This is a genomic window from Kocuria sp. JC486 (assembly GCF_011602805.1).
Lineage (GTDB): Bacteria > Actinomycetota > Actinomycetes > Actinomycetales > Micrococcaceae > Kocuria > Kocuria soli.
Genome location: NZ_JAAOZS010000009.1, coordinates 1 through 14,349, shown reverse-complemented (window position 1 = coordinate 14,349; position 14,349 = coordinate 1). Strand labels below are relative to the sequence as shown.

Annotated in this window: 11 protein-coding genes and 1 rRNA gene; 5 read left to right on the top strand and 7 right to left on the bottom strand. The window is 65.3% G+C overall.

The annotated features are described in order from the left end of the window. The first annotated feature begins 59 nt into the window (after nucleotides 1-59). On the top strand, nucleotides 60-725 hold the full coding sequence (locus GWK18_RS06365) for a TetR/AcrR family transcriptional regulator (protein WP_166833982.1): 666 nt from the start codon (nucleotides 60-62) through the stop codon (nucleotides 723-725). On the opposite strand, the gene GWK18_RS06360 is transcribed toward GWK18_RS06365, so the two are convergent. The 3 genes from GWK18_RS06360 to GWK18_RS06350 all read right to left on the bottom strand — a co-directional run bounded on the left by GWK18_RS06360 (nucleotide 648) and on the right by GWK18_RS06350 (nucleotide 4,517). Then, nucleotides 648-1,448: an ABC transporter permease subunit gene (locus tag GWK18_RS06360; RefSeq protein ID WP_245192956.1), complete on the bottom strand. Its 801-nt coding sequence runs from the start codon at nucleotides 1,446-1,448 to the stop codon at nucleotides 648-650. The genes GWK18_RS06365 and GWK18_RS06360 overlap by 78 nt on opposite strands. Nucleotides 1,449-1,599: 151 nt before the next feature. After that, nucleotides 1,600-3,246, bottom strand: a complete 1,647-nt coding sequence (locus tag GWK18_RS06355; protein ID WP_166833978.1) for an ABC transporter permease subunit — start codon at nucleotides 3,244-3,246, stop codon at nucleotides 1,600-1,602. After that, nucleotides 3,246-4,517, bottom strand: coding sequence for a maltose ABC transporter substrate-binding protein (locus GWK18_RS06350; protein ID WP_348535859.1), 1,272 nt, complete (start codon nucleotides 4,515-4,517; stop codon nucleotides 3,246-3,248). The genes GWK18_RS06355 and GWK18_RS06350 overlap by 1 nt, the downstream gene beginning before the upstream one ends. 320 nt (nucleotides 4,518-4,837) lie before the next feature. On the opposite strand from GWK18_RS06350, the gene GWK18_RS06345 reads away from it, so the two are divergent. Beyond that, complete coding sequence (locus GWK18_RS06345; RefSeq protein ID WP_348535867.1) at nucleotides 4,838-6,148, top strand: DUF4032 domain-containing protein; 1,311 nt, start codon at nucleotides 4,838-4,840, stop codon at nucleotides 6,146-6,148. Nucleotides 6,149-6,176: 28 nt separating this feature from the next. Here GWK18_RS06345 and GWK18_RS06340 read toward each other — a convergent pair whose 3' ends face one another. The 3 genes from GWK18_RS06340 to GWK18_RS06330 all read right to left on the bottom strand — a co-directional run bounded on the left by GWK18_RS06340 (nucleotide 6,177) and on the right by GWK18_RS06330 (nucleotide 10,148). After that, nucleotides 6,177-6,800, bottom strand: coding sequence for a TetR/AcrR family transcriptional regulator (locus GWK18_RS06340; protein WP_166833972.1), 624 nt, complete (start codon nucleotides 6,798-6,800; stop codon nucleotides 6,177-6,179). A gap of 47 nt (nucleotides 6,801-6,847) precedes the next feature. Further along, entirely contained in the window at nucleotides 6,848-9,091 is a 2,244-nt protein-coding gene (locus tag GWK18_RS06335; RefSeq protein WP_166833970.1) for an HAD-IB family hydrolase, read from the bottom strand. A gap of 187 nt (nucleotides 9,092-9,278) precedes the next feature. Further along, complete coding sequence (locus GWK18_RS06330; protein ID WP_166833968.1) at nucleotides 9,279-10,148, bottom strand: hypothetical protein; 870 nt, start codon at nucleotides 10,146-10,148, stop codon at nucleotides 9,279-9,281. A gap of 129 nt (nucleotides 10,149-10,277) precedes the next feature. On the opposite strand from GWK18_RS06330, the gene GWK18_RS06325 reads away from it, so the two are divergent. The 3 genes from GWK18_RS06325 to GWK18_RS06315 all read left to right on the top strand — a co-directional run bounded on the left by GWK18_RS06325 (nucleotide 10,278) and on the right by GWK18_RS06315 (nucleotide 13,834). Continuing rightward, the gene (locus GWK18_RS06325; RefSeq protein WP_123826675.1) at nucleotides 10,278-11,150 is read left to right on the top strand and encodes an SDR family NAD(P)-dependent oxidoreductase; all 873 of its coding nucleotides are present in this window, start codon (nucleotides 10,278-10,280) and stop codon (nucleotides 11,148-11,150) included. Continuing rightward, nucleotides 11,147-12,022: a lysophospholipid acyltransferase family protein gene (locus tag GWK18_RS06320; RefSeq protein ID WP_123826674.1), complete on the top strand. Its 876-nt coding sequence runs from the start codon at nucleotides 11,147-11,149 to the stop codon at nucleotides 12,020-12,022. Before GWK18_RS06325 ends, GWK18_RS06320 begins: the two co-directional genes overlap by 4 nt. 93 nt (nucleotides 12,023-12,115) lie before the next feature. Then, nucleotides 12,116-13,834 carry an FAD-binding oxidoreductase gene (locus tag GWK18_RS06315; RefSeq protein ID WP_166833966.1) on the top strand — a complete coding sequence of 573 codons (1,719 nt, stop codon included), beginning with the start codon at nucleotides 12,116-12,118 and terminating at the stop codon, nucleotides 13,832-13,834. 151 nt (nucleotides 13,835-13,985) lie between these two features. Here the strand turns inward: GWK18_RS06315 and rrf are convergent. Beyond that, a 5S ribosomal RNA gene (gene rrf / locus GWK18_RS06310) occupies nucleotides 13,986-14,102 on the bottom strand. Between the last annotated feature and the right edge of the window lie 247 nt (nucleotides 14,103-14,349).

Here is a 14,349-nt window from a genome sequence, read left to right as displayed (position 1 = left end):
GTACATCTGTTGTTGTTTCGAACGTACAACTGATGTACTGGTTTGGATAGGGTTGCACCATGGTCGCCAATCCCCGTCGCCGACAACGCCTCTTGGACGCTGCGTTGGACATTCTGGGGAACAGCGGCGGACGTGCGCTCACCCATCGTGCGGTCGACGCGCGGACAGAGCTGCCGACAGGCACCTGCGCGAACTACTTCCGGAGCCGCTCCGACCTGATGAGTGCCATGGCTCGACGCTCCTTCGAACGACTTGCGCCCGCTCAAGACGAGTTGGACCGGCTCCAGCAACTGCAGGGCGACGCGGCGGTCACGGCGTACGTCGAGTACGCGACGCAGCGTCTGCTGGCACAGCCGTCTCTGGCACTCGCACTGGTCGAGCTTCGCCTGGAAGCCGCACGAAACCCAGAAGTCCGGGCGCTTGTGCTCCCGTTCCTCCGCCAAGGATTCGTCCAGGACGTCGAGTTCCACTCGTCAAGGGGACTCGACGGCGGAGCGGAACTGGTCGAAGCCCTCCACCACGTCACCAACGGCATCGTGATCGACCGGCTCACCACACCACTACGCCCGGAGGCCGACCCGGTCGAGACCGCCGGGTGGATCGCCGAGCAACTGTCGACCCACCACCCCGGGCAGCGGTCACCCTTCTCACCCCTTGACCGCTCCACCCGTGAGACCGGCGACGATGTAACGCTGCAGGAAGAGGAACAGCAACACAACAGGTAGAGCGGAAACGATGGCTCCCGCCGTGAAGAGACCCCAGTTCTCGGAAAGTTCCACGGCCACGAACTGGTAAAGGCCGACTGCCAGGGTGTACTGCCGGGGGTCCTGCAACACAATCTGCGCCAGAAGGAAGTCCGAGAACGCCGTGATGAAGGCCAGCATGGCCACGACCACCAGGATGGGGCGGACCAGAGGAAGGACCATCGTCCAGTAGATCTGAGCGTGGGACGCGCCATCGATCGTGGCGGCTTCATCGATGTCCCTGGGGATGGTGTTGAAGAAACCGAACATCAGAAAGGTGTTGGCGCCCAACGCACCGCCCAGATACACCGCGATCAGCCCGAATCTCGAGTTCAGCCCCAGGAACGGGTAGATCCCGGAAATGGCGAAGAGCAGCAGGAAGATGGCCACGAAAGCAAGTAGCTGAGGGAACATCTGTACCACCAACAGGGTCATGAGTCCCCCTCGACGTCCGGAGAACCGGAATCGCGAGAATGCGTATGCGGCCGCAGCCCCCATCAGCACGGTCCCCAAGGCAGTGGCGGTGGCGATGAAGATCGAGTTGAAGAACCATCGCCAGTACGGATAGGCGGGTGTGGTGAACAACGCCTCGTAGTTCGCCCCGGTCAGGGAGGCGAACAGCTGGTTGGAGCCCGTCAAGGTTCCCGATTCGGACAAGGAAGCCGACAACGCGTAAACCAGGGGGAACAACGCGAACACACACATGAGAATCGCCAACGCGTGACGCCACCAGGCATTCGCCCGACCTGCCTTGGTTCGTCGACGACGGGGGGCTCGCCCCTCTGACGACGGTGCGACATCCGGCGACGAGGCCTGCCGGTCAGTCTCTACCCAAGAACCTGAGGTGGTGGACATGTCAGTTGATCTCCTCGAGTGCACTGGAGCGTCGGAAGGTCAGCAGCGAAACCACCGCAACCATCACGAAGACCAGGATCGACAGGGCTGCCGCCAAGCCGTAGTCATTGGTGCCGCCGGCAAAGGCGATCTTGTAGACGAACGTGATCAGGATGTCCGTGGCCCCCACACCGGTGGTCGATTCCAGGTCCACGGGACCGCCGCCGGTCACCAGGTAGATCACGTTGAAGTTGTTGAAGTTCATCGCGAAGGAGGCGATCAGCAGGGGGCCAACCGCCACCATGAGCATGGGCAATGTGATCGAGCGGAAGCGACGCACTGGCCCCGCACCATCGATGGCCGCGGATTCGTAGAGGTCCTGCGGGATGGACTGCAGGGCACCCGTGGTGATCAGAAACATGTAGGGGAAGCCGAGCCACAGATTGACCAGAAGCAGGCAGGCTCGGGCCAGCCACGGGTTCTCCAGCCAGGGAATTCCCGCCCCTTGCAGGAGGACCTGGTTGAACCAGCCGTAATCCGTGTTGAGCAGACCCGCCCAGATCAACGCCGACAGGAACACGGGGAACGCATAGGGCATGAACAGGATCGTCCGATACACGTTCCGGAACCTCAGGTTCTCGTCGTTGAACAGGATCGCCAGCAGGAGCCCGGCGAAGAACGTCAGCGCCACCGACAGGATTGCGAAGGCGAACGTCCACAAGGTGACCGAGAGGAACGGGCCTCCGTACACTTCGGGATCGAGCACCGCCTTGAAGTTCTCCGCCCCCACGAAGACCTGCCATCCGGGACGAAGTTCCTCACCGTCCGGGTTGACGAAAGCACCCGCCCCGTTGTCGGTCCAGACTGTTCCGTCCTCGTCGACCATGGCGTCCCGACCCTCGTCGTACGTCATGGTGGGGTGCCAGGCATAGGCCGTCTGTCCGTCCTCCGTACGCAATGCGCCGTCCGCAGATTCCTCGGACACGGGCACGCGCAACTCGGCCAGATCCTCAGATGCATTGACGACACCCGCATAGTCGAGGATTTCGTACCCATCCACGGCAGTCACGGCGCCATCGCCCTGTTCAGCGTTTTCGGCGACGGCCAGAGCCTGCCCTTCCGAACCGACCAGCACCCGACCGTCACGAACGGTTGCCAGAGCCAATCGGCCGTCTGCACCGCGCAGAACTTCGACGTTGTACTCCGGGCTGCCTTCCACACGTTCCTCGTAGGTCCGCGTGATCTGCGAAACCGCGGCGTCTTTGGTTCCGTTGTGACCGTCACCGTAATTCGTGAAAGCGGTGTAGCCCGTGTAGAGGATCACGAAAACCTGAAAGATCAGCAGGAACACCAGGCCCGGGTAGAGGTACTTGGCGGGAAGGATGCGCCGCCCGGGTAGAAAATAAATCAGGTTCGCGGCGATCAAGGCCACCACCAGGAATGCCCCGATGGCCCAGCTGCTGATACCGAAGGCCGCCACGATCCCGTAGATGCCGAAGGCGTTGACCAATCCCATGAGGATCAACTTGACCAGGAACCCGATGCCGAAACCGCGTGAGTGGGCGCGCTTGGGCAGGGGCTTGAAAACCGGCTCGGTGGTCGCGGACCCTTCCCGGTCCGAAGCGCTCATGTCCGGACGCGTGCGGGCGGAGCTGCTTGCGTCGCTCATCAAATCTGCCCCTCGATGTTCTTGATCATGTCCTCCCACACCTGCGCAGGCTCACCCCGTCCGTCCACGATGGCGTTCTCGGCGGTTCCCCAGAAACTCCAGACGGCGCCCATCGCGGGGATGGCCGGCATGGGCAGGGCGTCCTTGGCGATCTGTGCGTAAGCACTGCGCAAAGGGTCCCCTTCCATCCGGGCGATCGTCGCGTTGGAGGCCGGCGGCCGCCCCGTCGACTCGTACATGTCCGTCTGGGACTCGTCGAGCGTCAACCAATTCGTCACGAAGTCCTGCGCGGCCACGGGGTTCTGGGCGAAAGCGTTGACGAAGAATGCCTGGACGCCCGCGAACGGCCGAGCCTCCTCCTCACCTGCGGCAGGCACCGGCAACACCGTGCAGTTCATCCCGGCCTCCTCGAAGACGGGCAGCAACCACGGACCGCCGATCAAGAACGCCGTCTCCCCGCTGGAGAAAGCTTGGGTGGCGATGTCAGGCGACATGGACGTACGCAGATCTCCGGATTCGCCCAGATCGGCCAGGTACCGCGCGAACTCTGCCCCCGACTTGCCTCCCATGGTGAGTTCAGGGAGGTATTCACCGGCACCCGTCCTTTTGAAGACCTCCGCCCCGAACGACGTCTGGATGGCGTAGAGGTGGTACGGGTCCCCGGAGGTCGCCGACTGTGGGATCGCGAACGGGTAGGACAGCCCCTCCCGCTCCATGAGGCGGTGGCCAATGCGTCGAAGGTCGTCAAAGGACGTCGGGGTGGCATCCGTCAGGTCGTCATTGCGTACCAGGGCCACGCATTCGACGGCGTAGGGCACGGCGTAGTTGACGCCGTCGTACTTGACCGCGCTGCGGGCGTTTTCGGTGAACCCTTCCTCGCGATCACCCATCTCCACGGAGGCGACCACCCCGTTGGTGGCCAGCTGGCCCAGGTTGTCGTGGGGAGAGATCAGGATGTCCACACCCTGACCCATGGGTGCCTGGGCGATGAAGTCCGAGATGGTCTGCGCATTGATCTCGCGCTCTATGAACTCCACGGTCACACCGGTGGATTTCGTGAACCGTTCGGCGATTTTCGTCAGGCCCGGGATCTCGTCATCGCCCGCTTGGATCTTCAGCTTCCCGGGACCGGCCGGTGTCACGCCCTGTCCCGTGGGAGAGCACGCACTGAGCGCACCGAGCGCCCCCAGGCCCACCGCCGCGCCGAACAAACGGCGACGGGTCAGGAGACGGGACGGACATTCCGGGAACAGCGTCGAAAGAGATTTCACGGGGCCTCTGCAGATCGGCGAGTGTGCGGTACGGCAGCCCATGCGGCGCCGGATTGATGGTGGCCTACGTCACGGATGCCTGTAACCCTACCGGACAGGGAGGGGTTTTAGAGCATCTTGGCTGAAGCGCCACGCTGGAAGGCTCGGAACGATGTCGCCCAGGTCCCCGTCGAAACCCCCGTGTAGTCTCGTTGATCATGCATAGTTCTAACTTGGGTTCCTCCCCCCAGGTCCCATGGGAGGCCACGTCGGCTCCCTCAGGGACCGGACCCACGCGTGCCTCTGAGACCCAGGTCCAGGACTCTTCCGACCCCCGCCCCGTGGTCCGTGGCGTCAAGATCCAGACCGGTTTCCCCCAGCCGGAGCTGCTGGACCTTCCGTGGTCAACCCCGTTGGCCGAATGGCCCGACGACGTCCTGGTCGCCTATCCGCGCGGGATTTCCCGGCACGTGGTGCGGTTCGCCCAGGTGGGTGACCGTGTCCTGGCAGCCAAGGAGACCACCGCCCGCAACGCCGCCCGCGAGTACGACCTGCTGCGTCGCCTCCGCCAGCTGGGCACACCGGGTGTGGTCCCGGTCGCCGTCGTCACCGAACGGCACACCGCTGGGGGTGATGAATTGCCGGCGGTTCTGCTGACCGAGCACATGAACTTCTCCCTGCCCTACCGGGTCCTGTTCTCGGAGCACCCGGACGCGGTGATCGCCAACAAGCTCGTGGACGCCTTGGCGCTGTTGCTGGTTCAACTGCACCTCGCGGGCTTCTACTGGGGCGACGTCTCCCTGTCGAACACGCTGTTTCTGCGCGACGCCGGCCGGTTCGCCGCCTGCCTGGTGGATGCGGAGACCGGTGAGATCCACCCCCAGCTGACCAAGGGTCAGCGCAGCTACGACCTCGAGCTCGCCCGCACCAACGTTGCCGGTGAGTTGATGGACCTCCTGGCCGGCTTCGAGGACGACTCCCACGACGGCCCGCCGCTGGACCCGTCCATGAAGAGCGGGGAGAAGACTCGCTACGAGCCCGCCGCGGCCACCTCGGCGTTGCCGCAGATCATGTCCTCGAACCCCGTGCCCGTTGACCCGTTCGCCACTTCGGAACGCATCGTTGAAAGCTACGAAAATCTGTGGAACGAGCTCACGGGCGAAGAGAAGTTCCCGCACGAACAGAAGTGGCGCGTTGCCGAACGCGTCAAACGCCTCAACGACCTCGGTTTCGACGTCGAGGAGGCCTCCCTGGACACCGACGACGACGGGTTCGTGCACCTGGTCCCCCGCGTCGTCGAACCGGGGCACCACTCACGGCACCTCCACAACATCACCGGCATGGTCGCCCGCGAGAATCAGGCCCGCCGCATCCTCACGGACATCGCCCAGTTCGGTCGCGCCCTGTACCCGGGCCTGCCGGAGGACCTGACGGGCTCCTTGTGGATGCAGGAGGTCTACGCGAAGATCATGGCGGCGGTGCCCGCCGACCTGCGCGCCAAGCGTGAACCCGCCGAGATCATCCACGAGGTCCTGGAGCACCGCTGGTTCCTGTCCGAACGGCTCCGCGAGGACATCCCCACCGCACAGGCCGTCGAGGACTACGTGGAGTCCCAACTGCGTACCCGGCCGGACGAACAGATGATGCTGTGACCCGGCGGGCGCTCCGCTGAAGGTCTGGTCAGCCCAGTGACCGCGTGAGCGTGTCCTTCACCCGCGACGCCCAGTCCTCCCCGAGTTCTCCCTCACGGGCCACCTGTGCGTAGGCAGATCCGAGCAGGAAGTCGACGACCACACCGAGATCCGTTTGTGGGTCCAGACGCCCCGCGTCAATCTGCAGTTGCAGCAACTCCACCAACTGGGCCATGCGTGGGCGAACCAGGTGGCGCCGGAGAATGTGCGAGGTCTCCGATTCCGGCTCCGTCAGCAGAGTCACGGCAATGCCCGTCCCGAGGTCCTGGATCAACACGCGCAACGCCGTGTCCAGGGCCCGGGTCCACTGCTCCTGGGTCCAGGACTCCCGATCCAGGTTGAGCGGCTTGGGTGCGAGGTTCTCCTGGGAGCGAGCGAGGACGTCGTCGACCATGGCGTCCGAGTTCGCGTACCGCCGGTAGATCGAGGTCTTGGCCACACCCGACTCCGCGGCCACGGCTTCGATCGACAGCCGCCCCGGGCCCTCCCTGGTGAGGATGCCCAGGACTGCGGCGGTGATCTTGCGGTCCGTGGTCACGGTCCGCGGGTCCGGCGTTACTGAGCCGTCCTGCTGACCGCGATCGGGACCCTCGACGGGGCTGGGCGCACTCATGTGCCGCCCGTCGTCATGGCCGGTTGTTGGGTGTCGGTGCCCATGGGTCAGATCTTCTTCCAGTCCTCGATCGGCCAGTGGTTGCGCTTGGCCAGGCGGTAGAGCGCGATGTCCGGGTTCACGACGTACGGGTGGCCCACCAATCCCAGCCAGGAGGCATCGGCCACGGAGTCGCCGTAACCGAAGGATCGTGAGAGGTCGTAGCCGTTGTCCTCGGCGTACTTCTTGAGCCACTGGGCACGTGCTTCGTCCACCAACGGAGGGGTGGACAGGTATCCGGTCAGCACGCCGTCGCGTTCGACCATGGATCCCGCCACGACCTCGTCGAACAGGTCGGCCACGGGCGAGACCAACAGGTCGAGGGACCCGGTGACCAGCACGGTGCGGTGCCCGGCCGCCCGGTGTTCCTCGATCCGGGCAAGGGCTCCCGGCTTCAGCACCCGGAGCATTTCCTCCCCCAGCTTGCCCGCGACGGCTTCGCGGATCTTCTCGGCCTCCATGCCTTCGTAACGCCGCATGAAGGCACGAACGAACTCACCACGGTCGCGGCGTTCAGCCTTGAGGTAGGTCGGTGTGGTCCGAACCGCGTCCAGCACGTCCGCCGGGCGTTTGCTGGCCGGCAGCACACGACGCTGAACGGCGAAGTACTGCGAGACCACCGTGGAGTCCAACACGGTGCCTTCCAGGTCGAAGACCGCCACCACGTCCGTGCCGGGCTTGAGATCCTTGCGCGGCCGCTGCGCACGACGGGCCCGGGCCGAGGACGCCCGCGAGTACGCCCGGGTCATCTCGGTGAGAGCCGGAAGGTGGATCTGCTGCCAGTAGGTATTCCAGTCGATGTCCCGCGGATCGAAGGTCCGGTCCTCCGGTGTGCCTTCGGGGAGGGAGTCGTTGAGCGCACGCGTGTTGGCGTCGTCGAAGACCATCTCCGTGCGCGTGTAGTTCTGGTACAGGTCAACGTAGGTCCGCAGGGACCCCAGGCCGGACTGCATCTTGTGCAGGGAGTTGGTCCATTCCAGGGTCCGCCTGGTCGAAGGCAGCAACGCGTTGAGGCGCCCTCCCCATTCGGCCAGTTTCTCCTTGCCGGCCAGCGAGCGCACGACGGCGTTGTTCGCCGGGAACTTCCACTCGGGCACCACCACGGGCTTGCCGTCAGGGCCCTCCACCGGGTTCTCCAAGAAGTATTCACGGACGGAGCCGTACATCTCGTGGAACGGCAACGGGTTCGATGCCCCCGAGCAGATCTGGTAGTAACCGACCTTTCCACGGTCGCCGTCGGCCTCCCCGGGATGGCCGTGGGTCACCAGGGCGGTGATCGCGTTGACCACGAAGTCCACCGGGATGACGTCGAGCACGGAATCGGGCAGACCCGGGAATTCCGGGAGGGCACCCTTGGCGTAGGCCATGATCAGGGGGTCTGCAACCTTGTACCCGTCGATCCACCCGGGCTGGGGGTGCCGGAGCGCGGACTCGATGATTGCGGGGCGGACCACGGACAAGCGGTGCCCGTTGCCCTGCCAGAGGTCCTCGGCCACCCGCTCCCCCATGGCCTTGGTGAACGTGTAGATGTCCGTCCACCCCAGGGACTGTGCCCGGGTACGTCCCAGGTCCACCAGTCGCTGCGTGATCCACCCGGTGCGGGCGGCTTCGGCGTTCTCCGCGACCGACTTGGGCCCGCGCTTCCCGCTGGCCCGGGTGGCGGACTCGATGAAGGCATGCAGCTGCTCCGGTGTCCGGGAGGCCAGCTCCGCTTCCTCGCGAGCGGCGACCGCGTAGTCGAATTCCCGGCGCCAGTCCACGTTGTGATCGATGGACGCCTCGGGCCGCAGTCCCTTGGCGATTCCGCCCACATAGCAGGTGGACACGTGCACCACGTGCGGGTCCTGCCCGGAGGCCAGGAGCGCCTCGTAGAGACTCAGTGCGCCGCCGACGTTCGTGTTGAACGCCTCGTCGATCGGCGGGTCGAAGGACACGGTCGAGGCGGAGTGGACCACGACGTCGAAGGGTTGGTCGATCGACTTGAGCGCTGCCAGGTCGCCCTCCAGGACATCCGTCCGCTCGGCGAAAATGCGCTTGGCCTCGTCGTCCCCGACACGCTCGCGCCAGGTCTTGAACACAGGTTTGCGGAAGATCTGTTCAAGTCGGGTCTGCGCGGTGATCTCCCCCTTGGGTCGGATCACGGCGGTGATGTGGACGTTGTCCTCGGACGACAACAAGCGCTCCATCACGGCCTGCCCCAGGAATCCTGTGGCTCCCGTGAGCAGCACTCGTTTGGTGGTGTTCTCAGACAACGGTTCTCCTCATGCCGGAAACGGCTGTACGTGGCGTCGGCAACGGTGGTTGCCGACGATGCTGTTCTTCATTCTCATGGATTCTCAACGGCCCACCCAAACACGGGTGCGGGCTTGGGCTCCGTGGACCGGGCGGGGACGGCGCCCGGCGCGCGGTTCCGGCAACCCGTCGGGCCGCACCATTGGGTCAGGATCTCACGAGCATCCCTTCGGTGCGCAGGGCCCGCTCGAGGGGCTCCGGGCCCCTGAGGTTGGGCAGGTCGTGCACCGCGGCGTCTGCCTCCCGGCACAGAGCCCGACGGTGTCGCACCCTCGGAGCCAGTACGTCCAGTGACTCCTGCACTGTCTCCCGGGCCACCCTGGGCGGGCGGACCGGGGAGAAGCCGCGCCCCAGCACCCTCCTCGCCAGGGCCGCGGCCCTGGGAGATCCTTCGAGCCGGGCCTTGGCCTCCTGCTCGAAGAACCGGATGTAATCGGCGGTGCGTTCCAAGCTGCGGTCGCACAGGTGATCCACCACGGGATGGTCGGCCACCACGGCAAGGCGCCGCAGCAGCGCCGCGGTGGTCGCCTCACGCGAGAGCGCCTGCGCCATCTGCCCGGCGACGACGTCCGCCCCGATCAGTTTCGGCAGCACGGTGCCCGTCATGGGCGTCCGCCGCTCCGGCGCACCACTCCGGGGTGGCTCCCGATGGTGAACAGTGAGGAGAGTTTCGAGCGCACGGGCGATCCAGTGCTTCTCGCGGCCCCACGTGGTCAGGAAGGCGCCGAGCTTGGGGTCCTGCACGGACTCCCCTGCGGCCAGAGGTCGCAGGGGCCCCGTGGTCGAGGACTCGAGTGCCCACAGATGCGCGACGGCGTCCAGAACACCCACGTGCAGCGGTCGGATCTCGAACTGGGCCGTGTCCAGCTCTTCGTGGAAGGCACCTCGTTCACCACGGCAGAAGTCATGGGCCGGGAAGCCGGAGTCGACCGCCGGACGCTGTTGGGCGCGGTGGTCGAGTGATCCGTTCTTGTGCTGGACCAGATGGGAACCTGGCCGATCACCTGTGGTGCTCACGCGATTCTCCGGGGACGGCGGGCTGGCTGCGCGACCGTAGCCGGCGGAAGGCGGTGAGCCACTCACTGGTTCGCTGGAGAGCTCAAGTCACCGGTTACGCTACGCCCACCGTAGTGTACCGTGGGTTTCATGTTCACCGCACTGATCACGGGCGGAACCTCGGGCATCGGGGCCGCCTTCGCCAAAGCACTGGCCGCCCGGGGGTTGAATCTGGTGCTGGTTGCTCGCGACCCAGCTCGCCTGGATCAAGCGGCACAAGAGCTTCGGGCCCGGTACCGGATCGAGGTCGAGACGCTGGCAGCCGACCTCGCCGACCGCGACGACGTCGACCGCGTGGCCGAGCGGCTCGAAAGCCCGGACCGGCCCGTGGAACTCCTGATCAACAACGCGGGCTTCTCGGTCAAGGGTCCCGTGACCTCTCCTGACCATGATCTGCACGACGCCGGCTTCGACGTCATGTGCCGCGCCGTCATGGTCCTGTCCTCCGCCGCAGCCCGCGCAATGACCGCCCGGCACGAAGGCTGGATCCTCAACGTGTCCTCCGTGGCCGGCGAGGTCTCGATGGGGCCGTACTCCGCGATCAAGGCTTGGACCACGACCTTCACGGAATCGTTGGCGGTGGAACTGCGCGGCACGGGCGTGCAGGTCACGGCGTTGCTGCCGGGCTGGGTCCGCACGGAGTTCCACTCGCGGGCCGGCATCAGCGGCTCGTCGATCCCGAACTGGCTGTGGCTCGACGCCGACAAACTCGTCGAAGAGGCCCTCCGCGACATGGCGCGGGGCAAGGTGGTCTCCATCCCCACACTGCGGTACAAGGCCCTCATGGGTGTGGTCAAGCACGCTCCGCGCTCGGGCATCCGGCTGGCCTCGGGTCTGCTCAACGGCGCGCGCGCCCGGGAGCAGAAGATCGCCACCGACCCCGTCGGTGACAGCCCGACCCCGCAGCCGTTGTCCGCAACCGACACCGACGATTCCCACGGCAAGGAAGAGGTCCAGTCATGACGGAACACTCCGGCCCGACTGACAACGAGAGCGCGGACGCGAAGAACCCCGCCACCGACCGCCTCAAGGTCATCACCCAGTGGCGCCCGTGGGAACCCTCAGAACCCGCCCCGCACGTGCTGGACAGCATTGACGCTCACGGTGCGCCGCCGGAGGACCACGGTCCCGCGCCGGTCGCACCCCCCGCGGAGTCGGCCCACATCGGCCTCGAGCACTTCACCGATCCCGGGCGCCGCCGCCTTCGCGCCGTCGCCCGTGCCATCTTCTTCAACGGCATCGTGGACCGCACGATCCGGCGGCGCGTCCAGCGCAAACCCGGCGCCGAGGTTCTGACCGGCGCGTGCGTCGTCGTCGCCAACCACTCCAGCCACCTGGACGCTCCCCTGATCATGAGCTCGCTGCCCGTGAATCTCCGGCAGAACGTGGCCACCGGGGTTGCCGCCGACTACTTCTTCACTACGTGGTACAAGAAGCTCTTCACGCAGCTGGTGTTCAACGCGTTCCCGATCGACCGTAAGGGCACCGGGGAGAACCGAGGCTTGTCGCGCAAACTCCTCAGTGCGGGGATCCCGGTCCTGGTATTCCCCGAGGGCACCCGTTCCAAGGACGGCAAGATGCGGGAGTTCAAGGTCGGCGCGGCCGCACTGGCTTCCTCCATCGGGGTGCCCGTCCTGCCGGTCGCGCTGATCGGCGCCCACGAGGCCATGCCCAGGGACACGTCGTGGCCGCGTCGCGGACGCCCCCCGGTCGTGGTCGCCATCGGCGAACCACTGGTCGCCCGGGAGCACGAATCAACGGTGGGGTTCAACGACCGCATCCAGGCAACCGTTCGCGAGCTCTACCGCGAGTACCGGCCGCTCATCGAGCAGTGATCCAACCTCAGGACCACCGCCTTCGCGTCCCCGCGGGAACGCCCCTGCGCACCGCGTAGAGTCGAGTACCGAACCGTAGGGAAAGAGGTACAAGTGCCAAACGTCAAGCACCAGAAATGGTGGGGCTGGGGAGAAGAGAACGTCTTCTTCACGTACGAGAACAAGCCCGCCTTCGCCCCCATCGTCAAGCGAGCCGTGGGCATCGACCTTCGCCACCGCGAGCGGGACACCGTCGACTTCGGGACCGCCCAGGTTCCCGCGTCCCGCATCACGGATGCACAGCTGGCTGCGCTGCAGGGGATCTCCGGGGCGGAGAACACACTGACCGATGATCACGACCGCGTCATTCACTGGGCGGGGAAGTCGGTCACCGACATCATCAAGACCCTCCAGAACCGGTTCGATCGCGTTCCCGACGTCGTCGTCTACCCCGGTTCCGAGGACGAAGTCCAAGCCTTGGTCGACGCGGCCGTTGAACTCGACCTCGTGCTGATTCCGTTCGGCGGTGGTTCGAGCATCTCCAGGAGCTTGCAGGCTCGGCCCGAGGAGACCCGGACCGTGGTGTCAGTGGATCTCGGTCGCCTCAATCAGGTCCTGGAAATCGACGAGACGTCCGGGCTGGCCCGAATCCAGGCCGGCGTCCTGGGCCCGGACATGGAAGAGCAGCTCAATGCCCGCGGGTGGACCCTGGGGCACTTCCCGGATTCCTTCAACCACTCGACCCTTGGTGGTTGGGCCGCCACCCGCTCCTCCGGAATGCAGTCGGACAAGTACGGCGACATCGCGGAGATCATCCGCGGGATGAACGTCGTTCGCCCGGGCGGCATCGTCAGGCTTCGCCCACTCCCGTCGACCTCCACTGGCCCTTCCCTGCGCGAGATGTTCATCGGCTCGGAAGGCCGGCTGGGGATCATCACGGAGGTCTGGGTGCAGATCCACCGCCAGACCGAAGCCCGCGAAGTCATCGCCTACATGTTCCCCACCTGGCAGCAGGGCCTGACCGCGATGCGTCACATCCACGAATCCGAAGTGCACACGACTTTCGCGCGCATCTCGGACGCGCGGGAGACCGAATTCTCCCTGGCCACGCAGAAGGCACCGACGTCTCTCAAGAAGACGGTCTCCGCGAAGGGCCAGGACGCCCTCTGGGCGCTCATGCGGAAGCGGGGGTGGGACACCGACGCCATGTGCATCGCCTACGTCTGCTTCGAAGGAACGAAGCAGGATGTCCTGCGCAAGAAACGACGGGTCTCCGGCATCGTTCACAAGCAGGGAGCCTTGATCCTCGGGTCCGGACCCGGCGCGCTCTACGACCAGAAGAAGTTCGACACCCCCTACCTCCGTGACTTCCTGCTGGAACAGGGCGTCATCGGCGACGTGTCCGAAACCGCGGCACCGTGGGCCAAACTCACCACCGTGCACAAGAACGTCTACGACGCAGCGCAATCGGCCTTTGACGAACTGGGCAAGACCGGCTGGATCATGAGCCACATGTCCCACTCGTACCACTCGGGAGCCTGCCTCTACTTCACTTTCGCGTTCGAATACAGCGACGACGTCGATCACGAATACGCGTTGGTGAAGACGCGCATCCAACAGGCGTTCATCGACTCCGGAGGCACGCTGTCCCACCACCACGGTGTGGGCGCCGAGCACAGCCCGTGGATGGAGCAAGACGTCTCCGAGGGCGGCGTCCAGCTTCTCCGCGGCCTGTTCCAAATCGCGGATCCGGGTGAGAACTTCAACCCTGGAAAGGTCATCGACTCGCCGGACACGTTGCACAAGGCCCTACGCAACGGCGAAGCCGGCTGAATCCCGCGGCTCTCATTCCGGAACGCAGCAGAAAAGGGGCGGTGGGCTCAGGAAACATTCGGTTTCCTGAGCCCACCGCCCCTTGCAATGCCTCAAAAATGGCGGAAAGCCCCGTCCTGGTGGGTGGGGCTTTCCGTGTGGTGTGGTGGTGTTGCGGCGGTGTCTTACTCTCCCACACCCTTACGAGTGCAGTACCATCAGCGCTATGGGCCTTAGCTTCCGGGTTCGGGATGGGACCGGGCGTTTCCCCCATGCTATGACCACCGCAAAACCATTACTGGTCACCACAAGAACCTATGCTGTTATACCAGACACACAGTGCTGGTGTCCTGCGAACCCTCACCCCCGGGGGTGTTGTTCGGGGACCGTATAGTGGACGCGAGCACACACTCCTGTTCACCACCACCAGGACTGGGTAACCCAGCCACACGCGGTGTTGTGATGTGTGTTGTGTGTAGATCTTCGGTGTATTAGTACCAGTCAGCTCCACAACTCTTCAGTCGTTGCTTCCACAT

What these genes read in the sequence shown, in the direction of transcription:
- GWK18_RS06365 (WP_166833982.1), top strand. Translation starts at nt 60, where the DNA reads ATGGTCGCCAATCCCCGTCGCCGACAACGCCTCTTGGACGCTGCGTTG.
- GWK18_RS06360 (WP_245192956.1), bottom strand. Translation starts at nt 1,448, where the DNA reads ATGTGTGTGTTCGCGTTGTTCCCCCTGGTTTACGCGTTGTCGGCTTCC.
- GWK18_RS06340 (WP_166833972.1), bottom strand. Translation starts at nt 6,800, where the DNA reads ATGAGTGCGCCCAGCCCCGTCGAGGGTCCCGATCGCGGTCAGCAGGAC.
- GWK18_RS06325 (WP_123826675.1), top strand. Translation starts at nt 10,278, where the DNA reads ATGTTCACCGCACTGATCACGGGCGGAACCTCGGGCATCGGGGCCGCC.
- GWK18_RS06320 (WP_123826674.1), top strand. Translation starts at nt 11,147, where the DNA reads ATGACGGAACACTCCGGCCCGACTGACAACGAGAGCGCGGACGCGAAG.
- GWK18_RS06355 (WP_166833978.1), bottom strand. Translation starts at nt 3,246, where the DNA reads ATGAGCGACGCAAGCAGCTCCGCCCGCACGCGTCCGGACATGAGCGCT.